Annotated in this window: 23 protein-coding genes and 1 pseudogene; 5 read left to right on the forward strand and 19 right to left on the reverse strand. The window is 57.6% G+C overall.

The window, feature by feature from the left end:
- Positions 1 to 64: 64 nt before the first annotated feature.
- The 11 genes and pseudogenes from tolB to CLR77_RS16540 form a co-directional block, all read right to left on the reverse strand.
- A complete protein-coding gene (gene tolB, locus CLR77_RS16490) occupies positions 65 to 1,381 on the reverse strand; it encodes a Tol-Pal system beta propeller repeat protein TolB (protein WP_227519960.1) in 1,317 nt (438 codons plus the stop codon).
- Positions 1,378 to 2,340: a cell envelope integrity protein TolA gene (gene tolA, locus CLR77_RS16495; RefSeq protein WP_158227227.1), complete on the reverse strand. Its 963-nt coding sequence runs from the start codon at positions 2,338 to 2,340 to the stop codon at positions 1,378 to 1,380. Before tolA ends, tolB begins: the two co-directional genes overlap by 4 nt.
- Positions 2,341 to 2,346: 6 nt before the next feature.
- Positions 2,347 to 2,778 (reverse strand): protein TolR, encoded by a 432-nt coding sequence (gene tolR, locus CLR77_RS16500; RefSeq protein ID WP_227519961.1) that lies wholly within the window; start codon positions 2,776 to 2,778, stop codon positions 2,347 to 2,349.
- Between the two features lie 36 nt (positions 2,779 to 2,814).
- The gene (tolQ, locus tag CLR77_RS16505) at positions 2,815 to 3,504 is read right to left on the reverse strand and encodes a protein TolQ (protein WP_097461788.1); all 690 of its coding nucleotides are present in this window, start codon (positions 3,502 to 3,504) and stop codon (positions 2,815 to 2,817) included.
- Between the two features lie 73 nt (positions 3,505 to 3,577).
- A complete protein-coding gene (gene ybgC / locus CLR77_RS16510; protein WP_097461789.1) occupies positions 3,578 to 3,997 on the reverse strand; it encodes a tol-pal system-associated acyl-CoA thioesterase in 420 nt (139 codons plus the stop codon).
- Positions 3,997 to 5,034 carry a Holliday junction branch migration DNA helicase RuvB gene (gene ruvB, locus CLR77_RS16515; protein WP_097461921.1) on the reverse strand — a complete coding sequence of 346 codons (1,038 nt, stop codon included), beginning with the start codon at positions 5,032 to 5,034 and terminating at the stop codon, positions 3,997 to 3,999. The genes ybgC and ruvB overlap by 1 nt, the downstream gene beginning before the upstream one ends.
- A 109-nt stretch (positions 5,035 to 5,143) precedes the next feature.
- Positions 5,144 to 5,761 carry a Holliday junction branch migration protein RuvA gene (ruvA, locus tag CLR77_RS16520; RefSeq protein WP_097461790.1) on the reverse strand — a complete coding sequence of 206 codons (618 nt, stop codon included), beginning with the start codon at positions 5,759 to 5,761 and terminating at the stop codon, positions 5,144 to 5,146.
- Between the two features lie 62 nt (positions 5,762 to 5,823).
- Positions 5,824 to 6,339 (reverse strand): annotated as a pseudogene (gene ruvC, locus CLR77_RS16525) (crossover junction endodeoxyribonuclease RuvC); the annotation flags it as partial.
- Between the two features lie 66 nt (positions 6,340 to 6,405).
- Positions 6,406 to 7,155, reverse strand: coding sequence for a YebC/PmpR family DNA-binding transcriptional regulator (locus tag CLR77_RS16530; protein ID WP_097461792.1), 750 nt, complete (start codon positions 7,153 to 7,155; stop codon positions 6,406 to 6,408).
- Between the two features lie 70 nt (positions 7,156 to 7,225).
- Entirely contained in the window at positions 7,226 to 9,007 is a 1,782-nt protein-coding gene (gene aspS, locus CLR77_RS16535) for an aspartate--tRNA ligase (RefSeq protein WP_097461793.1), read from the reverse strand.
- A gap of 53 nt (positions 9,008 to 9,060) precedes the next feature.
- The gene (locus CLR77_RS16540; RefSeq protein WP_097461794.1) at positions 9,061 to 9,345 is read right to left on the reverse strand and encodes an FmdB family zinc ribbon protein; all 285 of its coding nucleotides are present in this window, start codon (positions 9,343 to 9,345) and stop codon (positions 9,061 to 9,063) included.
- A gap of 328 nt (positions 9,346 to 9,673) precedes the next feature.
- Between CLR77_RS16540 and fabR the strand changes: the two genes are divergently transcribed.
- Positions 9,674 to 10,300 carry an HTH-type transcriptional repressor FabR gene (gene fabR, locus CLR77_RS16545; protein ID WP_097461795.1) on the forward strand — a complete coding sequence of 209 codons (627 nt, stop codon included), beginning with the start codon at positions 9,674 to 9,676 and terminating at the stop codon, positions 10,298 to 10,300.
- Between the two features lie 15 nt (positions 10,301 to 10,315).
- Here fabR and CLR77_RS16550 read toward each other — a convergent pair whose 3' ends face one another.
- From CLR77_RS16550 to guaB, 6 genes are all read right to left on the reverse strand, one after another.
- A complete protein-coding gene (locus tag CLR77_RS16550; protein ID WP_198962799.1) occupies positions 10,316 to 10,753 on the reverse strand; it encodes an HIT domain-containing protein in 438 nt (145 codons plus the stop codon).
- A 22-nt stretch (positions 10,754 to 10,775) separates the two neighbouring features.
- Positions 10,776 to 12,113: a UDP-glucose dehydrogenase family protein gene (locus CLR77_RS16555; RefSeq protein WP_097461796.1), complete on the reverse strand. Its 1,338-nt coding sequence runs from the start codon at positions 12,111 to 12,113 to the stop codon at positions 10,776 to 10,778.
- 30 nt (positions 12,114 to 12,143) lie between these two features.
- Positions 12,144 to 13,145, reverse strand: coding sequence for a UDP-glucose 4-epimerase GalE (gene galE / locus CLR77_RS16560; protein ID WP_097461797.1), 1,002 nt, complete (start codon positions 13,143 to 13,145; stop codon positions 12,144 to 12,146).
- A 67-nt stretch (positions 13,146 to 13,212) separates the two neighbouring features.
- Positions 13,213 to 13,752 carry a tRNA adenosine(34) deaminase TadA gene (tadA, locus tag CLR77_RS16565; protein ID WP_227519962.1) on the reverse strand — a complete coding sequence of 180 codons (540 nt, stop codon included), beginning with the start codon at positions 13,750 to 13,752 and terminating at the stop codon, positions 13,213 to 13,215.
- A 21-nt stretch (positions 13,753 to 13,773) separates the two neighbouring features.
- Positions 13,774 to 15,351 (reverse strand): glutamine-hydrolyzing GMP synthase, encoded by a 1,578-nt coding sequence (gene guaA, locus CLR77_RS16570; RefSeq protein ID WP_097461798.1) that lies wholly within the window; start codon positions 15,349 to 15,351, stop codon positions 13,774 to 13,776.
- Between the two features lie 142 nt (positions 15,352 to 15,493).
- The gene (gene guaB, locus CLR77_RS16575; RefSeq protein WP_097461799.1) at positions 15,494 to 16,957 is read right to left on the reverse strand and encodes an IMP dehydrogenase; all 1,464 of its coding nucleotides are present in this window, start codon (positions 16,955 to 16,957) and stop codon (positions 15,494 to 15,496) included.
- A gap of 167 nt (positions 16,958 to 17,124) precedes the next feature.
- Between guaB and xseA the strand changes: the two genes are divergently transcribed.
- Positions 17,125 to 18,489 (forward strand): exodeoxyribonuclease VII large subunit, encoded by a 1,365-nt coding sequence (gene xseA, locus CLR77_RS16580; RefSeq protein ID WP_097461800.1) that lies wholly within the window; start codon positions 17,125 to 17,127, stop codon positions 18,487 to 18,489.
- Between the two features lie 41 nt (positions 18,490 to 18,530).
- On the opposite strand, the gene CLR77_RS16585 is transcribed toward xseA, so the two are convergent.
- Positions 18,531 to 19,172, reverse strand: a complete 642-nt coding sequence (locus CLR77_RS16585) for a SagB/ThcOx family dehydrogenase (protein WP_097461801.1) — start codon at positions 19,170 to 19,172, stop codon at positions 18,531 to 18,533.
- Positions 19,173 to 19,437: 265 nt separating this feature from the next.
- Here CLR77_RS16585 and CLR77_RS16590 point away from each other — a divergent pair, with 265 nt between their 5' ends.
- Positions 19,438 to 20,001, forward strand: a complete 564-nt coding sequence (locus CLR77_RS16590; protein WP_097461802.1) for an acetate uptake transporter — start codon at positions 19,438 to 19,440, stop codon at positions 19,999 to 20,001.
- Between the two features lie 62 nt (positions 20,002 to 20,063).
- Here the strand turns inward: CLR77_RS16590 and leuA are convergent, their stop codons facing one another.
- On the reverse strand, positions 20,064 to 21,758 hold the full coding sequence (gene leuA / locus CLR77_RS16595; RefSeq protein WP_097461924.1) for a 2-isopropylmalate synthase: 1,695 nt from the start codon (positions 21,756 to 21,758) through the stop codon (positions 20,064 to 20,066).
- A 297-nt stretch (positions 21,759 to 22,055) separates the two neighbouring features.
- Here leuA and CLR77_RS16600 point away from each other — a divergent pair, with 297 nt between their 5' ends.
- Positions 22,056 to 22,541, forward strand: a complete 486-nt coding sequence (locus tag CLR77_RS16600; protein ID WP_097461803.1) for an Lrp/AsnC family transcriptional regulator — start codon at positions 22,056 to 22,058, stop codon at positions 22,539 to 22,541.
- Positions 22,542 to 22,624: 83 nt separating this feature from the next.
- Positions 22,625 to 22,825: a DUF2905 domain-containing protein gene (locus CLR77_RS16605; protein WP_097461804.1), complete on the forward strand. Its 201-nt coding sequence runs from the start codon at positions 22,625 to 22,627 to the stop codon at positions 22,823 to 22,825.
- Positions 22,826 to 22,829: the final 4 nt, after the last annotated feature.

The raw sequence follows: 22,829 nt of genomic DNA on the forward strand, positions 1-22,829 counted from the left end.
AATTCCTTGGTTGTGACTAGCTTGGTTTAGGTGATGTTCAATTCAACATTTTCGATCTGGCGAATCAACTCCCGAACGGCGACCATGCGGGTTCCCTGACATCGCCGAACTTAGCCGGCAAAAAGTACTTGGAGCCGCCGTCCACGGAAATCACGGACAGAACGCTTTTTGTACCCTGATGCGTACAGTAAATCAACATTCGCCCATTAGGCGCTACGCTAGGCGAATCGTCGAGGTCGGTATGCGTCAGAATAGTTTGTTCACCGGTACTCAGGTTCATCTTGGCAATATTGAAATTACCGCCGTCACGGTGAACGTAATAGATGTATTTCCCGTCAGGACTGTAACGCGGGCTGGCATTGTAAGGCCCTCCAAACGTCAGCCGCTTGGCGTCCTGAGTCCGCAGATCCATCTGGTAGATCTGCGGCCCGCCTGAACGGTCTGAGGTAAAGACGATCTGACGCCCATCCGGAGCCCAGTTTGCCTCGGTATCGATGGCCCAATGGTGCGTCAGGCGCGTCAGCTGGCGATTGGCCAGATCCATCTCATAGATTTCGGCATTGCCATCTTTGGACAGCGTCATCAGCATGTCTTTGCCATCCGGCGACCAGGCCGGCGCGGAGTTCAGCCCCTGGAAATCCGTCAACTTCTGCCGCTTGCCTGTTGCAATATCCTGGATATAAATAGCAGGCTGCCCTGTCTCGAACGAGACATAAGCGAGCTTTTTCGCATCCGGCGACCAGTCCGGCGACAGTATGGGCTGGGTCGATTTCAGCAACACCTGGGCACGCTGCCCATCGACATCGCTAACCTGCAACCGGTAGACCGACTTCCCACCCTCTTTATCCAGCGTGACAAAGGCCAGCCGGGTGGAAAAGGCTCCGCGAACGCCAGTAATCGCCTTGTAAACCTGATCACTGATGACATGCGCCAATGAACGAAGATTGTTGGCCGTCGTCGTCAAATTGCTCTTCAGCATCTGCTTTTGCTGAGTCACATCGAACAGCTCGTACTGCACATGATAATTCTGGTCTGTAGCCCCGCGCTGGATTTGGCCAATGACCAGATAACGCTGCCCAAGTAGTCGCCAGTCCCGGTAATACACCTGAGAGCCCTGAGAAGGCAGGCTCAGCATCCGAGAAGGATCGAGGGACTTGAAGTTACCGCTCATATCCAGGTCGTCGCGGACAATTTGCGTCAGGTCCTCGTTAGGACCGGTTCCATTAGGTGAAGCGAAAGGCACGATGGCGATCGGAATCGCATCCGACGCCGCCTTGGTGATGTGAATCAATAACTCGGCCCGCGCGCTCTGGGCAAGCAGGCTGAATGAACATAGAACAACCAGAAAACGAATAATACGCATCATCAATCCTGCAATCATTGTGGGCTCCCCTGAGGCGAGAACTGGAAGCTCAGTTGCCGGAAATACTCGTTAAACACCGTGGGGTCATCCGGCACGGGGAAACGACTGATACTACGGATCGCACTCAACACAGAGTTGTCGAAAGCGGCATTACCACTACTATCCTTAATGGTCGCGCTGATCAGCTCACCAGTAGGCAAGAGCCTGATCGTGACGACCGTTGAAAGGTTAGAGTCTGTCGAGGGCGGCCGGAACCAATGGTCCGTTACCCGCTGCTTGATCAACAGAATATACTTGTCCCGCTCGGTCAATGCCCTCGCCTGCTGCGCTTTGGCGGCCGCGGCTCGCTGCCGCTCCTGCTCAGCCTTGAGCGCCTCCTCGGCCTGACGTTTCTTCTGAGCCTCTTGCGCTTGTTGCACCAGGTTTTGTAGACGCTGCTCCTGCTCCTTGCGCTTAGCCTCTTCCTGACGTTTCTCTTCCTCTTCCTTTTTCTTGCGAGCTTCCGCCAGGCGCTGCTTCTCCGCGGCTTCGGCCTTGCGCTTCGCCTCCTCGCGTTTCTTACGCTCAGCATCCTGCTTACGTTTTTCTTCCTCGGCCTTCTTCTCCTTGGCCTGTTGCAGGGCGATAGCCTTTTGCCGCGCGGCTTCCTCAGCGGCCTTCTTCTCTGCCAACGCTTTCTGCTGGGGTGTCGGTTCCGGTGGTTTCTTCGGCTCCGGCTTGGGTTTGGCCTTTGGCGCCGGGGGCGTTGCTGCCTGCGCTTCCTGTTTTACCGGATGCGGCGCCGTCGGCAGCCGCTGCTCCTGCACAAGCCGAGCGGTAATGAAGTTTGGCTCCTTTTCGGGAGTTGGCGTTGTCCAGTGCCAGCCCACAAAAAACAACCCGAGCAAGATGACATGCAGTCCAACCGAAAGTCCCAGGGACTTCCAGGCCCGAGGCTTGCTCTCCTGTTTGACCGGATCACGAAGGTTGTCCGCCACGCCCATCTAACTCCGCGGCTTCTCGGTAATCAGCCCCACGCTGGGCGCCCCTGCCTGCCGTAGCGCAGCCATCAACGAAACCACAGTGCCGTACTCGACGTGACTGTCACCCCGCACCAGAACATCCGTTTGAGGCTTCGCCTTCAGAATCTTTGCCACCTTGTCAGTCAGTTCGGACAGCGGCATCGGCTTGCTACCCTTGCCGCCGACATTCAAAAAATAAGCCCCGTTGGCATCGACGGAAACGATCAAGGGCTCCGCATTTTTCTGCAGTGTAATCGGCTTGGATACCGTCTTCGGCAAATCCACCTTCACCCCCTGATTCAGCATGGGGGCTGTAATCATGAAGATCACAAGCAGCACCAACATAACGTCGATGTAGGGCACCACATTGATGTCCGACATCGGTTTGCGCCGCTGGTGAGGAGTCATAGCCATGTCGTCAGCTCCGGTTGAACGGTGAAGAGCGCCCCGTTAATCGCTTTGTCGCTCGCCACTGTGTACACGACGATGCAGGATGCTGGAGAACTCTTCTGCGAAGGTGTCGTAATTCTTCAACAGGGCATCGGCACGGGAACTGAAACGGTTATAGGCAATCACCGCCGGAATCGCCGCAAACAACCCCATAGCGGTAGCCACCAGGGCTTCGGAAATACCCGGCGCAACCGTGGCCAGGGTCGCCTGCTGCAGCTGCGCCAGGCCGCGAAAGGCGGTCATGATCCCCCAGACAGTACCAAAGAGACCAACATAGGGGCTGGTCGAACCCACTGTCGCCAGGAAAGGCAGGTGCAACTCGAGCTTTTCCTGCTCACGCGACAACGCCACCCGCATAGCACGCAAGGCCCCGTCCATCACTGCATCCGGATCCTGGCTCTGCTGGCGCAAACGGGAGAACTCCTTGAATCCTGCGCGAAACACGCTTTCCAATCCGCTGAAAGGTACAGGATTGGAGGACACTTCTCGATAGAGCTGCCCCAGGTCCATACCCGACCAGAACCGTTCTTCAAACGCCAACTGGGCCCGGCGTGCCTGCTTGAACGTCTGGATCCGCTGAAAAATGATCCACCAGGACCCAATGGATGCCAGAGCCAGCAGCAACATGACGAATTGCACCAGCACACTTGCATCGGAAACCAGACTCCACACTGAGGATTGTGTGTCCACGCTTTTCTCCCGCTGTTAAATCCAAATCATCCTGACGATGTTGTTATTGACGATCCCCCTCTTCAGGAGCACGTCACACCATAATTTTTTCTGCGGCCGACTGCATCGTCGCCGGCAAGCGGCAAGGGCGCCCGCTTTCCAGGCCGACACAGGCTACCTTGACCTCTGCTTCACATAAAAGCTCGCCGTCAACCGACCGTTCCACACGCTGTTGAAATAGCAGCCAGGTACGCCCCAACGCTATGACCGCCGCCGTGGCGACGAGTTCGTCGTCCAGCCGCGCCGAACGGTGATAGCGTACATTCAGACTGTGAACGACAAAGTTGATGCCATTTTGAATCTCACCACGCACCTGAACCCCGCAACTGCGGGCCCATTCGGTACGGGCACGTTCCATGTACTTGAGATAGTTCGCATAGAACACGATGCCGCCGGCATCGGTATCCTCGATATAAACGCGCAAGGGCCAGCTGAAAGCTGCATCCGCCGCCATCAATCCTCCAACCGATCCGGGGTGACCTGAGCGCCACCTGGCGGTACCAGCCCGAAATGGAGATAGGCCTGGGGAGTCACCATCCGGCCTCTCGGTGTGCGGATGATGTAGCCCTGTTGGATAAGATAGGGTTCCAGAACATCCTCGATAGTCCCCCGCTCTTCGCTGATCGCCGCAGCAAGACTTTCGACGCCCACAGGGCCTCCGCCGAACTTCTCAATCAGCGCCAACAGCAATCGGCGATCCATATGATCAAAACCGAGACCGTCCACCTTCAACATATTCAAGGCCAGATCCGCAACTTCACTGGACACCTGCCCGTCATGCCGGACTTCGGCAAAGTCCCGTACCCGTCGCAGGAGGCGATTGGCAATACGCGGCGTTCCCCGCGAGCGTCTTGCGATTTCCCGGGCTCCGGCCGCATCGACACCGACACCGAGCAAGTTTGCCGAGCGACTGACGATATGCGTCAGGTCATCGGTGTTGTAGAACTCAAGGCGCTGGACAATACCAAAACGATCACGCAAAGGCGATGTCAGCAGTCCCGCTCGCGTCGTCGCCCCCACCAGGGTAAAGGGTGGCAAATCGAGCTTGATGGAACGGGCGGCTGGCCCTTCGCCGATCATGATATCCAACTGATAATCTTCCATCGCCGGATAGAGTACTTCCTCGACGGACGGGTTCATTCGGTGGATTTCATCGATGAAGAGGACATCACCCGCTTCCAGGTTGGTCAGCAGGGCCGCAAGATCCCCCGCCTTTTCCAAAACCGGACCGGACGTTGCCTTGATTGCAACGCCCATTTCGTTGGCGATGATGTTCGCCAGGGTGGTTTTGCCCAGACCCGGCGGGCCGAATATCAGAACGTGATCCAGCGCTTCCTGACGTGCACGGGCAGCACTGATGAAAATATCCATCTGCTCACGGACCGCCGGCTGCCCGACGTAATCTGCCAGCAGACGCGGCCGAATCGCCCGATCCTGAAACTCTTCGTTTAAGGAGGTCTGTGCAGAAATAAGACGATCCGATTCGATCATGTTGCCAGCCGATTGACCCGAGTCATTATTGAAATTGACGGCCATTTTACAGACCGTTCACAACCTTTCACATTACCGGACTGTCAGGAAGCTGCAACTCCTGTGCCCGCTAACCCGCTGGAATCATGCTCCGTAAGGCTTGCCGGATGATCTCCTGACTCGACATACCCTCTTCAGCGACCTGACTAATGGCCCGGGACGCCTCCTGCGGCTTATACCCCAAAGAGATCAGCGCAGCCTCAGCTTCGTCGACAGCACTGGAATCCTGTCGCTGGACAGCCCCGGGCGACAGCGGCAACGACACGGTATCCGGCATACCCGACAGCTGTTTGATACGGTCTCGCATATCGATCAGAAGGCGTTCAGCGGTTTTTTTGCCCACACCAGGAATTTTGACCAGCGCCGCGGTATCCGCTCGCTCAACACACTGCACGAAACGGGAAGGTTCCAGGCCGGACAAGATCGCCAGCGCCAAACGCGGCCCCACACCATTCACCTTGATCAGTAAACGAAACAGGTCGCGATCGAGCCTGGCAACAAAACCAAACAAGGATTGCGCATCTTCACGGACCGCGAAGTGGGTATGCAGTGTGACCGTCGCGCCGATTTCCGGCAAATGAAAGAAAGTGGTATAGGGAATATCCACCTCATAGCCGACACCTGCTGCCTCGATCAGCACCAAACCAGGCGCCTTCTCCAGCAACGTGCCCCGTAAACGACCAATCACTGCGATCCATCCTCCTGATTATCGGCGCTCGCCCTCGTCGCCCGTTCTACGACAGGCATAGTGCGCAAACGTCCACCGCGAACCTTGCCCGCTCCCGCCACCCGCAAGACGCTCTGCTGCATATTGGCATGACACAGTGCAATGGCCAGAGCATCGGCGGCGTCAGTCTGCGGCTTGCGGGACAAAGCCAAAATGACCTGGACCATATGCCCAACCTGATGCTTCTCAGCACTCCCCTTGCCAACCACAGCCTGCTTGACCTGGCGTGCAGAGTACTCGAATACGGGAAGACCTGAGTTGGCCGCAACCAATATGGCGACACCCCTGGCATGTCCGAGCTTGAGTGCGGAATCGGCATTACGGGCCAAAAAAACCTGCTCGATAGCAAATTCTGCGGGACGATAAGTCGCCACGATTTCGGACAAGCCACTGTAGATGATTTGCAGACGCTCCGCCATGGGACGTTCGCCCATGCGAATACAGCCACTGTCGAGGTATTCGGTTTTACCGCCTTCCCGTCGGATAACGCCATAACCGGTAATACGGGAGCCGGGATCGACGCCTAGAATAATCGTCATGCCGCTACTCGGTCCGCTTAGCAGAGAGTCCGCGCCAATACAGTGGCACGGAACAAGTGGGAAAGATCACCCCGCCAGGGCGTCCATGACATCAGGCGAAATATCGGCATTGGAATAGACATTCTGGACGTCATCCAGATCTTCCAGCATATCGATCAGCTTGAGAACAGGCGCGGCACCATCAGTGTCCAGTGTCACCATCGTGGTGGCATCCATGCTCACCTCCGCCATTTCCGGCTCAAGCCCCGCCTCGGTCAACCCGGTTTTGACATCCAGGAACGCTTCCGCGGAGGTCAGCACATCGAAAGAGCCGTCATCATGGGACTCGATGTCCTCAGCACCACTCTCCAGTGCCACCTCTATCAAACGGTCTTCATCAGTGCCAGGAGCGAACATAAGGTGTCCGCGCTTATTGAACAGGTAGGCCACGGAACCATCGGTTCCAAGGTTGCCGCCATGCCTGGAAAAAGCATGGCGCACATCGGCTACGGTACGGTTACGGTTATCCGTCATGGCCTCGACATAGATCGCAACGCCACCGGGGCCGTACCCTTCGTAGGTTAATTCTTCGTATTGACTGTCGTCACCGCCGCCGGCACCGCGCTCAATCGCCCGGTCGATGGTGTCACGCTTCATATTTGCCGTCAGAGCCTTATCGACAGCCGCCCGCAAGCGCGGATTGTCGTTGGGATCGCCACCTCCACTACGGGCGGCGACCGTTAGCTCTCGGATCAGTTTGGTAAAAATTTTACCGCGCTTGGCATCTTGTGCGGCTTTACGGTGTTTGATATTGGCCCATTTACTGTGTCCAGCCATATCGTCCTTCCGTTAAGACACTAAAAACACGTGAAAACGCTGCCACGGTCGGTCGTGGCAGCGTGGTACCTCAGGACTGTGCTTGCTCAGTTGCAGGTTTCCGCAGACGGATATGCAGTTCCCGCAGCGCTTTTTCGTCGACTTCACCCGGCGCTTGCGTCATCAAACAGGTCGCCGTCTGGGTTTTCGGGAAGGCAATCACGTCGCGGATCGATTGAGCACCGGTCATCAGCATGATCAGGCGATCCAGGCCAAACGCCAAACCACCGTGAGGCGGGCAACCAAACTTCAGGGCGTCCAGCAGGAAGCCAAACTTGGCTCGCGCTTCCTCTTCCCCGATACCCAGAATGCGGAACACCGTTTCCTGCATTTTCTCGTCGTGAATACGGATTGAGCCTCCACCCAATTCGGTCCCGTTCAACACCATGTCATAGGCACGCGACAACGCTTTTTCCGGCGCCTGCTCCAGCTCTTCCGGCGTACAGGACGGAGCGGTGAACGGGTGATGAATGGCCGTCAGCCCCCCCTTGTCGTCGTCCTCAAACATGGGGAAGTCAACCACCCACAGGGGCGCCCACTCTTTTTCCAGCAGCTTGAGATCGTGCCCCAGCTTGATACGCAACGCACCCAGGGATTCGTTGACGACCTTGATGGAATCGGCGCCAAAGAAAACCAGGTCGCCGTTCTTCGCACCCAGCCGATTCATGATAGCCATAGCCACTTCATCGCCCAGGAACTTGACGATTGGCGACTGCAGGCCCTCGGCACCTTTCTCGATGTCGTTGACCTTGATATAGGCAAGCCCCTTAGCCCCGTAAATACCCACGAACTTGGTGTAGTCGTCGATTTGCTTACGGGTCAGCTCGCCACCGTTCGGCAGCAACAGGGCCGCGACACGCCCTTTCGAATCACTGGCCGGACCGGCAAACACCTTGAAACCACAATCCGCGACCAGATCCTCAACGTCCACCAGCTCCAGCGGAATACGCAGGTCCGGCTTGTCGCTGCCATAGCGGTGCATCGCCTCGGCGTAGGTCATGCGGGGGAATACCGGCAGCTCGACCTCCAACAAGTCATGGAACAACTCGCGGATCATCTGCTCCATGATACCTGTCAGGGTGTTTTCATCGATAAAGGAACACTCGACATCCACCTGGGTAAACTCAGGTTGACGGTCTGCCCTCAGATCCTCATCACGAAAACACTTGGCTACCTGATAGTAACGATCCACACCGGAAACCATCAGCAGCTGCTTGAACAATTGCGGCGACTGCGGCAACGCGAAGAAGGAGCCTGGATGCGTACGACTGGGCACCAGATAATCCCGTGCACCTTCCGGCGTTGCCCGGGTCAGAATCGGGGTTTCGATGTCCAGAAAGCCCTGACTGTCGAGGAAGTTGCGGATGTAGTTGGTCACGCGGGAACGGAAACGCAGGCGATTGAGCATCTCCGGACGGCGCAGGTCAACGAAGCGGTAACGCAGACGCACGTCCTCCCCCACATCGACATACTCGTCGAGCGGGAACGGAGGTGTTGCCGCCGCATTAAGGATCACCAGCTCCTTGCCCAGGACTTCGACCTGCCCGGTCGGCATATTGTTGTTCTCTGTGCCGGCGGGACGGCGACGGACACGCCCTTTCACCTGCAGGACGAATTCGCTGCGTACCCGTTCCGCCAATGCAAAGCTGGCTTCGGTATCGGGATCGAAGACAACCTGCGCGATACCGTCACGGTCGCGCAGGTCGAGAAAGATAACGCCGCCATGATCGCGACGACGATGTACCCAGCCGCAAAGCGTCACGTCCTGGTCAATGTGTGTTTCGTTGATTCCACCGCAATAATGACTGCGCATACCGATACCTGTTGATTGTGCTTGTATTCATGTGCCGCAAGGGCCGTTGAAAATCAGCTCGCCGCCGATGACGACGCCGAGCTGCCCGACCCACTGTCGCTGGCGCTCGCTTTGGCGCTTCCGGTACCGCCGGAATCCACCAGATTCTTTTTGCTGCCGGTTTTGAAGTCGGTCTCATACCAACCACTGCCTTTGAGGCGGAAACCAGCTGCGGAGATGCGCTTGCGGAAGGCGTCTTTACCGCATTCCGGGCAATCCCGCAAAGGCTCGTCGCTCATCCGCTGCAGGATTTCCTTTTCCAGGCCACAGGCATCACAGACGTATTCATAGATAGGCATGGCAATATCACCTTTTCAAAGCCATTGCTTAACGATGCAGCACCGGAGGTCCCTGCCCCCGGCCTCTCTCTCACTCCGGAACCGCCCGCCCAACCTGTGACTGTCGCCAGCTTGCGCCGGCACGTCTTCGGCGATCCCGTAAAAAGCGTCGTATTATAAACACATTGACCGGTAAAATCAGGACAACCTGCCCGCATCCGGGAGCGGTTCCCGTTTCCGGAATTTGACCGTTGACGCCTCATTGGATGACGAATGAGGTCATGCTGGCTACCATGTGCGCTTTCGTCCAGCGATAAACACTTACCATCCATCCCACAGGGAGACGCTTTTGACTGCCCGCGCCGAACAGAAACTCAAGACCCGCCGCGCCCTGATGGATGCCGCTCTGGGGCAAATCAACGCCGACCGGGGCTTCGCCAGTCTCAGCCTGCGGGAGGTCGCCCGGGAAGCCGGCATCGCGCCTACCTCGTTCTATCGACATTTTGCCGACCTCGATGAGCTGGGTCTGGCCCTCGTCGACGAAGCCGGCGTGGCGCTGCGCCAACTGATGCGGCAGGCACGCAAACGCATTGCCAGAAACGGCAGCGCAATCGAGACGTCGGTTGACACCTTCATGGAATATCTGGGAAATAACGCCAACCTGTTCAGGTTGCTGCTACGCGAGCGAACCGGCATATCCAAGCAGTTTCGCACGGCAATTCAGGCAGAAATCGACCATTTTGTCACGGAACTTGCCGAAGACCTGCTTCGCTTTGCAGGAGAACGCCGCCGCCCACTGTCAGACTCAAAGCTGGTCGCCGAAGCGATGGTCACGCTGGTTTTCCATCACGGTGCAGAGGCGCTTGACGCAACGCCACGGGAGCGTCAGGAAGTTCAGGGGAAACTCAAGCAGGAATTACGCATGGTACTGGTTGGTGCCCAGACACTGGCAGCAGATGACACGCTGCAGCCTTAAACGAGCAACATGCCCTTAACAGGAAGTTCCGTTGGGAAACGCGTCCACAACGGCTGCAAGGCGCTCGCAAATGGCAGACATCGCCTCCGGTGCGTACGCCGTCGCCGGGAATTTACCCCAAATGGGGGCCGGCCAGGCAGCATCGTCCCGAAAACGTACAATATGGTGAACGTGCAGTTGCGGCACCTGATTGCCCAGCGCCGCCACGTTCAGCTTATCGCCGTCGAACTCGGCCATCAGGCGCTGCCCCAGCCAGCATGACTCCCGCATGAACTGCTGCAGGTCGGCATCGTCGAGTTCGTATATCTCTCGCAGGCCAGAGCGCCGCGGCACCAGAATCAGCCAGGGATACTGGCTATCGTTCATCAGCAACACTTCACACAACGGCCAGCTACCCAGGCGAATGGTATCCCGGGCCAGTTGTTCATGCAGACTGAAGGTATCCAATGTCACGGCGACGCCTACCTCAGGGTTATCAATGGAACTGGTTACGACCGCGGCCGATGGCGTAATAGGTCAAGCCATGACGATTGACCATGTCGAGGTCGTACAGGTTACGACCATCGAAGATCACCGGTTCCTTGAGCGATTCTGCGATCTGCTGGAAATCGGGAGAGCGGAACTCTTTCCATTCCGTACAGATGACCAGGGCATCGGCGCCCTTCAGCGCTTGCTCCTTGGTGCCGCAGAGTTGCAGAGATGATTGATCCCCGTAGATACGCTGGGTTTCCTGCATAGCCTCCGGATCGAACGCCTGGACGCGGGCGCCAGCCTTCCACAGCGCCTCCATAAGCACCCGGCTCGGTGCCTCACGCATGTCATCCGTATTGGGCTTGAATGCCAGCCCCCAAAGAGCAATGACCTTGCCTTCCAGCGCACCGCCGAAATAGTGGGAAATCTTGTCGAACAGCACGTGTTTCTGTGCACCGTTGACCCGCTCGACCGCATCCAGGATTCGCGGCTCATAGCCGCACTGGCGTGCGGTGTGGGCCAGCGCCTGAACGTCTTTTGGAAAACAGGAACCGCCGTAGCCGCACCCCGGATAAATAAAGTGGTAACCGATACGGGGATCTGAGCCGATACCTTTACGCACGTCCTCAATATCCGCCCCCAGACGCTCGGCCAGACCGGCAACTTCGTTCATGAAGCTGATCTTGGTCGCCAGCAGCGCATTCGCGGCGTATTTGGTCAGCTCGGCGGAGCGCACGTCCATAAAGATCATACGGTCGTGATTGCGGTTGAACGGATAGTAAGTCTCGCGCAGCACGTCCTGCGCCCGCTCGCTTTCCGTTCCGACCACGATACGGTCCGGCTTCATGAAGTCGTTGATGGCCGCACCTTCCTTCAGGAACTCCGGATTGGAAACGACATCGAATGCCAGATCGACAGAACGCTTGTCCAACTGGGCCTGTACGGCCTCTTTGACCTTGTCGGCCGTACCGACTGGAACCGTGGACTTATCGACAATGACCTTATAATCCGTCATGTACTGACCGATGGTACGGGCCACCGTCAACACATATTGCAGGTCCGCGGAACCATCCTCGTCCGGTGGCGTACCGACGGCAATAAACTGAAGCTCCCCGTGCTTAACTCCCTCTTCGGCGTCCGTGGTGAAGGTCAGTCGGCCCGACTCGAAATTATGCTTCACCAGAGGCTCGAGTCCCGGCTCGTAGATCGGGATCACACCGCGCTTGAGGCCGTCGATTTTAGACTGATCGACATCCACGCACATGACGTGGTGTCCGACGTCCGCCAGACAGGTGCCCGTTACCAAACCCACATAACCGGTTCCAAAGATCGTTATCCGCATGCTACTGATTCCTAACTCAAGAAAGAAATTTTATGACGCCGAAGAGGCCTGCTCTCTGCGCTGAAGCCAGACGCGCTCCCACTCGTATGCCGTGCGCACAATGGTGTCGAGGTCGTCATAGTCCGGTGACCAGCCGAGGACCTCGCGAATACGCGTATTATCGGCCATCAATTCAATCGGATCTCCGGCCCGCGGCCCCGTCTCCGTGACCGGGAAATCGACACCTGAAACGCGCTTTACGGCATCAATCACTTCGCGCACGGTGAAACCGCGTCCATAACCGCAATTCAGTATCTCGGACTCGCCACCGCCAGCCATGTAATCCAGCGCCATTACGTGCGCCTTGGCCAGATCCTCAACGTGAATATAATCACGGATACAAGTGCCATCCCGAGTATCGAACTCGGTCCCGAAAATCTTCATACCCTCGCGTTGACCGGTAGCGCACTCACAGGCCACCTTGATCAGGTGGGTTGCATCCGGCGTGGCCTGCCCGATAACACCATCGGGGTTGGCTCCTGCGACGTTGAAATAGCGCAGCAGCACATAGTTGAGCGACGACGCCAGACCCAGGTCGGTGATCATCCGCTCGCTCATCATCTTCGAGGCACCGTAGGGATTGATCGGCGCCAACGGCGTTGATTCGGACAAGCGCGTTATGGCCGGCATACCGTAGACTGCAGCGGTAGAGGAAAATACCAGGTACGCCGTCTCGTGGCGCTCAATGGCCTTGAGAAGATTCAGTGTGTTTCGGGTATTGTTGCTGTAATACTTGAGAGGATTGGCAACGGATTCGGGAACGACGATATTGGCAGCAAAGTGCAACACGGCGTCGAAACGGTGCTTACTGAAGACCGCATCCAGAGAAGCCTCGTCAGCAAGGTCCCCCACCACCAACTCACCGGTCGTAACCGCCCAGCGATGCCCCGTGGAAAGGTTGTCATAAACAACGACATCGTGACCCGCCGCACCCAACTGACGAACCACATGACTACCGATATAACCGGCCCCACCCGTCACCAATACCTTCATAGTCTCAACCATATCCTTTGCTGATAATACTGTGGAGAACGCCGTTAAACGGACAGCCCTTCGTCAGTCAATCCTTCAGGTGTTGCTCATTGCCATCCTGGCCCGGCGATAGTTTTGACGCCTTTGTCAAAGCGCGCCTTTGCCGGAAAAAAGTCGATATCTTGTCGGCACAGGCATCCGCCAGAACCCCTTCATCGATCTCGACCCGCCAATTGACAGCCGGCCGCTCCAGCAACCGGTCGCTGGACACGATCGCACCCGCCTTGGGCTCCCTGGCACCGAATACCAGCCTCGAAACCCGGGCGTGCACGATGGCCCCGACACACATGGTGCAGGGCTCAATGGTCACGTAGAGGGTAGCACCCGGCAACCGATAGTTGCCTTCATTGCTGGCGGCAGCCCGCAATGCGACGATTTCCGCATGGGCCGTGGGATCATGCGCCTCGATAGGCCGATTGAAACCAGCCCCGATTTCGCGACCATCGCGCACCAGAACAGCGCCAACCGGTACTTCACCGAGACGTTCGCCTTCTCCGGCAAGTTCGAGTGCCCGCCGCATCCAGCGCTCGTCTTCAGCCACACGCTCTGGCTCATGCTGCCGGGTCACAACGCAAGCCCCGCCGAACCGTTACTCCCACTCAATCGTAGCAGGCGGTTTGGAGGAAACGTCATAGGCAACGCGGGAGATGCCTTCAATTTCATTGATAATCCGGTTCGAGACGGTTTCCAGCAACTCATAGGGCAGATGTGCCCAGCGAGCCGTCATGAAATCAATGGTTTCCACCGCGCGTAACGCCACCACATATTCGTAACGCCGTGCATCACCGACCACGCCAACGGACTTGACCGGCATAAATACCACAAAGGCCTGACTGACCTTGTGATATAGCTCAGCCCGATGCAGTTCTTCCAGAAAGATAGCATCTGCACGGCGCAGGAGGTCGGCGAATTCCTTTTTGACTTCGCCAAGAATACGAACGCCCAACCCCGGACCGGGGAAAGGGTGACGGTAGACCATGTCGTACGGCAGCCCCAATTCGAGACCGATCCGACGCACTTCATCCTTGAACAGCTCCCGCAGGGGCTCGACCAGCTTCAACTTCATGGTCTCAGGAAGACCGCCCACATTGTGATGCGACTTGATCACGTGAGCCTTGCCGGTCTTCGAAGCTGCCGATTCGATAACATCCGGGTAAATGGTGCCTTGTGCCAGCCAGTTCACACCCGTGATGCGTGCCGCCTCCTCATCGAAAACTTCGATAAAGGTATTGCCGATGATTTTGCGCTTCTGCTCGGGATCAGCCACACCCTTCAGGCGACTGAGGAAAAGCTCTTCGGAATCGGCGCGAATGACCTTGACGCCCATGTTCTTCGAGAACATATCCATGACCTGATCGCCCTCATTGAGGCGCAGCAGGCCGTTATCGACGAAGACACAGGTCAGTTGGTCGCCAATGGCTTTATGCAGCAGAGCGGCAGTAACGGACGAATCCACACCGCCAGACAGTCCCAGCAGCACCTTATCGGAACCCACCTGCTCACGAATCTGGCGTACAGCGTCATCGACGATCTGACCCGGTGTCCAGAGCGCCTCGCAGCCGCAGATGTTCAGGGCGAAGTGTTCGAGAATACGCTTGCCCTGCAAGGTATGCGTCACTTCGGGATGAAACTGGACACCATAGAGGTTGCGCTCGACCGATTGCATGGCTGCAATGGGCGCGCTTTCGGTCGATGCCAGCAGTTCGAAGCCGTCCGGCATGACCACGACTTTGTCGCCATGACTCATCCAAACGTCCAGCAGTGTCTCACCCTGCACCGTCAGGTGATCGGCAATGCCTCGCAACAGCGGGCTTTCAGCGCGCACCTTGACCTGCGCATAGCCGAACTCACGTTTTTCAGAACTGGCAACGCGCCCGCCGAGCTGCTCCGCCATGGTCTGCATGCCGTAACAGATCCCCAGCGCAGGGATTCCCAGGTCGAACAGACCGTCCGGTGCGCGCGGACCGCCAAGCTGGGTCACCGACTCAGGACCACCGGCCAGAATCAACCCTTTGGGGTTAAAGGCCCGAATCTCATCACAGGTGACATCAAACGGCCTGATTTCACAGTAGACCCCGATTTCGCGTATGCGGCGGGCAATCAACTGCGTGTACTGAGAGCCAAAATCCAGGATCAGGATACGATGATCGTGAATGTTATGGGCCATGAGGGTCCTCGAATTGTAGAAACGCAAACGGGGCGCCTGTCGCCCCGTCATGGTGGCGGCTGGCTATTGTATGCCAACCGCGCCTTTCAGTCCTCTATACATTACCCTGCATGCGCCATCCATCCCGCGCTGGCTTACATCATCAGCCAATACGGTAGTTCGGCGCTTCCTTGGTAATGGTAACGTCATGAACGTGGCTCTCACGCATGCCCGCGTTGGTGATGCGGGTGAACTGCGGCTTGGTACGCATGTCATCGATGTTCGCACAACCGGTGTACCCCATCGCAGCCCGCACACCGCCCATCAACTGATGCACGATGTTGCGCATCGGCCCCTTGCAGGCGACACGGCCTTCGATACCTTCCGGCACCAGTTTCTCGACACCTTCGCTGGCATCCTGGAAGTACCGGTCGCTGGAACCCTGCCCCATCGCACCGAGAGACCCCATGCCGCGATAAGCCTTGTAGGTCCGCCCCTGATAGAGCTCGACCTCACCCGGCGCCTCATCGCTGCCGGCGAGCAGGCTGCCGACCATCACACAGTAAGCGCCGGCTACCAGCGCCTTGGCGATATCGCCGGAGAAACGCACGCCGCCGTCGGCGATCAGAGGAATCTGACGTTCCTTCAACGCTTCTGCGACATTGGAGACCGCCGTAATCTGAGGCACACCGATACCTGCCACAATACGGGTCGTGCAGATCGACCCCGGGCCGATACCAACCTTGACCGCATCCGCGCCGGCATCCGCCAGTGCAATGGCCGCTTCCGCCGTCGCGATATTGCCGCCGATGACCTGAACATCCGGGAAGCTCTGCTTGATCCAACGGACACGGTCAATGACGCCCCGCGAATGCCCATGAGCCGTATCGACCACGATCACATCGACGCCGGCCTCGACCAATGCGGCAATACGCGTCTCCGTATCGCCACCGGTTCCCACCGCAGCGCCCACGCGCAGGCGGCCGTGCTCATCCTTACAGGCATTCGGGTAGTCGGAGGCCTTCTGGATGTCCTTGACCGTAATCAGGCCCTTGAGCTCGAAACTGTCGTTGACGACCAGCACCTTTTCGATCCGGTTACGGTGCAGCAGGTTCTTGACGGTTTCGAGGTCCGCCCCTTCCTTGACCGTGACCAGTTTTTCCTTCGGCGTCATGATTTCAGCGACGCGGGTATCCAGGCGGCTCTCGAAACGGATATCCCGACCGGTTACGATACCGACAAGATCGCGACCGTCGACAACCGGCAGTCCCGAAATCTTGTTGGCAAAGGTAATATCGAGCAGTTCCCGGACCGTGGTGTCCGGCGTTACGGTAATCGGATCCTTGACGACGCCGCTTTCGAATTTCTTGACCTTGCGAACGGCAGAGGCCTGCTGTTCGACCGACATATTCTTGTGGATAATGCCGATGCCGCCTTCCTGAGCCATCGCAATGGCCAGCTCTGCTTCGGTAACGGTGTCCATCGCAGCGGAGACAAGAGGCACATTGAGTTCTATGCCGCGCGTCAGTCGCGTTTTGAGAGAGACATCCTTGGGAAGCACTTCCGAATAGCCAGGGATAAGGAGAACATCGTCAAAGGTGAGTGCTTCGTGTGCGATTCGCAGCATGGGACCTGCCTTCTCAACTTGCCAAATTTAATCGGACTATTATAAAACTGCAGGTTTTCCCCGTAAACCGAGCATTACCATCTATATCCGCCGGCACCAGTACTTACTTACAAGTATTAGTACCTACAAGCACATGCATTAGCAGAATTTTGCCAGGACCCTCACCCATGCCTTCGCCCAACATGAGTCATCGTCACGCCCTGAGTGTGTCTGAACTCAACCATCAGGTCCGCCACCTACTGGAAGTGAGTTTCCTTCAGGTTTACGTGGAAGGTGAGCTGTCCAGTTTTTCTCGTCCAAGCTCGGGGCACTGGTACTTCACGCTGAAAGATGCAAAGGCACAGGTCCGGTGCGCCATGTTCCGCGGGCGAAACCAGTCGGTTCGCAGCATCCCGCGCGAAGGCGACCAGATCCTTATCCGGGCCAAGGTCAGTCTCTACGAGGGACGTGGCGACTACCAACTCCTCGTCGATGACATCGAGCCGGCCGGTCTCGGCGCCCTGCAACGGGCATTTGAGGAACTCAAACGCAAACTGGAAGCCGAAGGCCTGTTTGCCACGGCACGCAAACGCCCGATCCCGGCCGTGCCCAACCACATAGGCGTTGTCACGTCGCCCACCGGCGCAGCGATCCATGACATATTGACGGTACTCGCCCGCCGCTTTCCGTCCATCCCCGTCACGCTCTTTCCGACCGCTGTGCAAGGCAAGGCTGCTGCAGGCGACATCGCCGCAGCCATAGCACTGGCCAACACACAGTCCGACTGCGACGTCCTCATCGTGGGACGCGGCGGCGGCTCCCTGGAAGATCTCTGGCCTTTCAATGAGGAAATCGTCGCCCGCGCAATCTATGACAGTCGCATCCCGGTGATCAGCGCTGTTGGCCACGAAGTGGACTTCACCATTGCCGATTTTGTCGCCGACCTGCGCGCGCCAACGCCGTCAGCCGCGGCGGAAAAGGCTTCCCCCAACCGCCAGGACTGGCTGGACAGTCTGACGCGAACCGAGGAGCGTCTCTACACCCTATTGCTGCGTCAACTCAGAGAACGCCAGCAACGGGTCGAGCAAATGCGACAGCGCCTGCGGGATCCACGACAACAGCTGCAGGAACGGGCGCAACGACTCGATGAACTGGAGATGCGGCTGCAGCAGGGAATCACGACGCGCCTGCAACAGGAACAACGGCATCTGACCCAAGTCGACTTGCGCCTGGGTAACCAGTCTCCGGCTCGCCGGGTAGATACCGCCAATGAAAAAGTGATTCAGCTGCAACAGCGACTCGAAAGGGTTATGCAAAGCCGCCTGGAACGCACCGGCCAACGACTGCAACTGGCTGCGCAGACGCTCCATGTCGTCAGCCCCCTTGCCACACTTGGCCGAGGCTACGCCATTGTTTCCAGCGACCATCATGCCGTGGTCCGCCATCATGACGAGGTGGCGCCAGGAGAGCGAATCCAGACGCGCCTGGGCCAGGGAACCGTGACGTCGGTCGTGGAGTCGACGGCCCCGGGTACCGGCAACACCCCGCCTTAACCCGGTCAGCCAAGCGAAGCGCGAAGCTTAACAACGCAAGATCATTTCGGGACCGCTGCACGGGCTGGCGCCAACCCAACAGGCATCACCGCAACCACCTGCCAGGGTGCCTCGATCTCGAGCGCTCTGGACGCAGCAACTTCGTCGATGCCCCCCACCAGAACCGTTCCCAGCCTCAGCGAGACGGACTGCAGATAGACGTTCTGCGCCAACGCGCCCAGCTCCTGATACAGGTAACGCTCACCTTTGCGGTTATGCGGCGGCTGTTCGGCGAAATGGCGACGCATACGCTCTGCATCCGCCAGAATCACAATGACGGCGGCTGCCTCGCCAACCCAGGGCTGATCATCGAGACAGGCGCGCTGTAGTTCAGACTGATAATCGTCACCGCGGTGGAGCAGCTGAAGCCCCTGTACTCCAGGCGTCACACCGTAAGCACCTGCGTCAAGTCCATCCACGCGTGTCGCCAGAACCTGCAACTTCAGTGGGTAAAGCGCGTGCGCAGACGGCGCTGCCCGCCGCCCATCCCCGCTTGTCTCACCCTGCGCCGCCCACAGTAACTGAGTCAATTGCTCCAGAGTCAGAGGGTCAGACGCATAATGACGGACCGAGCGACGGGCCATCAGGGCCTCCTCCAGACTGAGTGTCCCTGTCAGAACAGGCTTTGGAAGTTCAATATCCATACTATGCACCTCACCTTTCGCTCGTAATCCAATGATTCTCCAGCCCCAGCAAATACGGACACTCCCACCCCTTTTACGACAGGCATAACCGAATCCACCTACACCAAAGTCGCATTGCCAGCGTTTGGGACCTCATCAAAACTGCAAGTGTAGATCGAGGTGACATGGTCCGACGAGGGAATCCCCGCTTATCTCCATTCTCGCTCTGCACCTCGAACGACGCTTTATAAAAACAAACAGTAACAGTCGACAGAGAGGCACATCTATGACTTCCAACAAACTCGCTAACCCGGCCCCGCTAGGATTGATAGGCTTCGCCTCAACAACCTGGCTCCTCAGCATGCATAATGCGGGCTGGTTCTCCGGTGACGCGATCGGACTGGTTCTCGCCATGGCCTTTGCCTTCGGTGGAACAGCCCAGATGATTGCAGGCATCATGGAATATCCTACCGGTAACACCTTCGGCACCGTGGCTTTCATCAGTTACGGGGCTTTCTGGTGGAGTTTCGCGCTCTTTGTGCACTTCTTTGCCGCCAAAGTACCCGGAAGTTTCATTGCCTGGTATCTCTTCGTTTGGGGCGTATTCACCTTCTACATGTGGATCGCAACCTTCCGTAAAAACCGCGCCCTGCAATTGATCTTCCTGGCCTTGTGGATCACCTTCCTGCTCCTGGCCCTGGGCATCTGGATGAGTTCGCCGGCACTGACTCATGCGGGCGGTTACGTTGGCATGCTGACAGCAATACTGGCAGGCTACCTCTCTGCCGCCGAAGTGATCAACGAATCCTTCGAGCGCACCGTACTACCGGTTGGACCTTATCAGAGCTGATTGCTGCCCCAATAGAAAACGGCGCCCCAGGGCGCCGTTTTTCGTTGGTGGAGAAACCGGAGTTAACCCACCGCGCTTTCCACGATGCTCTGCGTGCGGGCCGGCGCCAACGCCGCATGGCGACCAACCGCTGACAGCAACGCCTGAAGGGTCGCCGACGTCGTATCCTCGGCCAAGGCACCTGCCGTAAATGAGCGTCCACCGATCTTCAGCCGGATACAGGCGAGTGCATTGGCATTGGTGCCTTCACCTAGCGCAAACTCTTCATAGGCATCAACCGACAAGGTAATGCCCTGGCGACGTTCGAGCGCCTCGGCCAAGGCCTCCACCGCCCCCTGCCCCTGACCGCGAACCGCCGAGATGCTGGCACCCTCACCAAATTCAGCCTGAGCCTGCACACCCTCATCAGTCCGATGCAGATCATAGGACTTCAGACGCCATCCCTGAGGCACCGCCAGATAGTGCTGCTCGAACAGGCGATGAATCTCCAACGAGTTGATTTCGCCACCCGTCTGCTCGGCCTCCTGCTGGACCACCTTGCTGAATTCGATCTGTAACCAGCGCGGCAGGCTGATTTTGTAATCCCGTTCCAGCACATGGGCCACACCGCCCTTGCCCGACTGACTGTTGATCCGTACCACTTCTTCGTAGCGGCGTCCCAGGTCCGCCGGATCGATCGGCAAATAGGCGACCTGCCAGGCATCGCCGGGACGGTATTGTGCCAGGCATTTCCGGATCGCATCCTGATGGCTGCCGGAAAAAGCGGTAAAGACCAGGTCGCCGGCATAAGGGTGGCGAGGATGAGTGCTGATCTCCGTACAACGCTCGACCACATCGGTGATCTCCGCCATTCCGGAAAGATCCAGTTCTGGGTCAATACCCTGGGAATACAGGTTCATGGCCATTGTAACGAGGTCCATGTTGCCGGTCCGCTCGCCATTACCCAGCAGGGTTCCTTCAACCCGATCCGCGCCAGCCATCACCGCCAGTTCCGCAGCCGCGACACCACAACCCCGGTCGTTGTGGGTGTGAACGCTAATTTCAATGTGCGCCCGGTGCTGCATGTGGTCGCAGACCCACTCGACCTGGTCCGCAAAGACATTGGGTGTCGCCATCTCAACCGTCGCCGGCAGATTGATGATGACTCGCTGCCCGTTCTGCGGTTGCCAGACAGCGTTGACCGCGTCGATGACTTCGACGGCATAATCCAATTCCGTCCCGGTAAAACTTTCGGGAGAATACTGGAAGGTCCACTCTACGCCTGGCTCCTTCGTGGCCAGCGCCTTGACCAGTTCCGCTCCACGTACCGCAATATCGCGAATACCCGCCTTATCCAGCTTGAAAACCTGCTGCCGCTGAACCGTGGAGGTCGAGTTATACAGGTGCACAATAGCCTGCTTGGCCCCTTTCAGCGCCTCGAAGGTCCGCTCGATCAGTTCCGGGCGCGCCTGCGTGAGAACCTGAACACGGACATCGTCCGGAATACGGCCTTCCTCGATCAGGCGGCGGCAAAAATCGAAATCGGGCTGACTGGCGGCCGGAAAACCGATTTCGATTTCCTTGAATCCCAGTTTCACCAGCAGATCGAACATCTGCTGCTTCTGGTCGACATTCATCGGCTTGACCAGGGCCTGATTGCCATCGCGCAGGTCAACGGCACACCATAGCGGTGCCTTTTCGATAACCTGATCCGGCCAGCGGCGATCGCGTTTGCCGATGGGTGAGAAGGGACGGTACTTGCGATGATCAAAACTCATAGCGATGGCCTCGTTGCCGAAAGGTAATTCCATAAATTGATCGGGCGGCCCTCGCCGGCGCCGCCACTTCCCGGGTACAGAAGACATCAGGAACGGGCTTGTGACCTGTTACCCGCCATTGTCGCTTCGTGGGCGATCCGGCTACGTGAGCGCTGCAGATAGTGCGGTCACGGGTATCCCAATACCTGAACAGTGTATCCATGGTCGCGCGCAAAGTGTTTGCAAATTCAGGCTAAAATCGCGAATACTTGGCAGAACTTACCAACAAACCATCTTTTATTGAAAAATAATTGCGACATGAAAGAAAAACTGGTCAATATCGATCGAACGGATCGCCGTATCCTGGAGCAACTTCAGCGGGATGGCGGCCTGTCCAACCAGGAGCTGGCAGAAAGAGTCGGCTTGTCGGCCTCGCCTTGTTCACGACGCGTCAAGGCCCTGGAGGACGCGGGTATCATTCAGCGCCGGGTCACCCTCCTAGACCCCAAGAAACTGGGCCTGTCGCTAATCGCGATCATCCAGATTGGCATGGACCGCCACACACCGGAACGGTTCGAGCGGTTCGACGAGCTGGTACGCAGCTATCCCGAAGTGCAGGAGTGCTACCTTGTCACCGGCCAGGACGCGGACTACATGCTGAAAGTCGTGGTGCCGGACATGGAGCATTATCAGGAGTTCCTGCTGAACAAGATCACCCGCATCCCGGGTGTCAGCGGCGTTCACTCTAGTTTTGTCATGCGCAGGATCATCGACAGTACCGAGCTGCCTCTCGGTTACCTGTAAACGACGGTTTTGTACGGATAGCCGTCGCTTCTTATACTGGCGACGTTGATCGCAACAGACAGTCCATTTTCCCGAGGGTCGCCATGTCACGCCTTCTCATCGTAATAGGGTTGCTGATCGTCCTGGCAGGCCTGCTTTGGCCCTGGATCAGCAAATTGCCGCTGGGGCACCTGCCCGGCGACATCGTGATCAAAAAGCAGAATATGGCCTTCTATTTCCCCGTGACGACCATGCTGCTGGTCAGCGCCGTCCTGTCGCTGATCCTATGGTTCCTGAATCGGTAAGTTC

Source organism: Mangrovitalea sediminis (genome assembly GCF_002514725.1).
Lineage (GTDB): Bacteria > Pseudomonadota > Gammaproteobacteria > Pseudomonadales > Oleiphilaceae > Mangrovitalea > Mangrovitalea sediminis.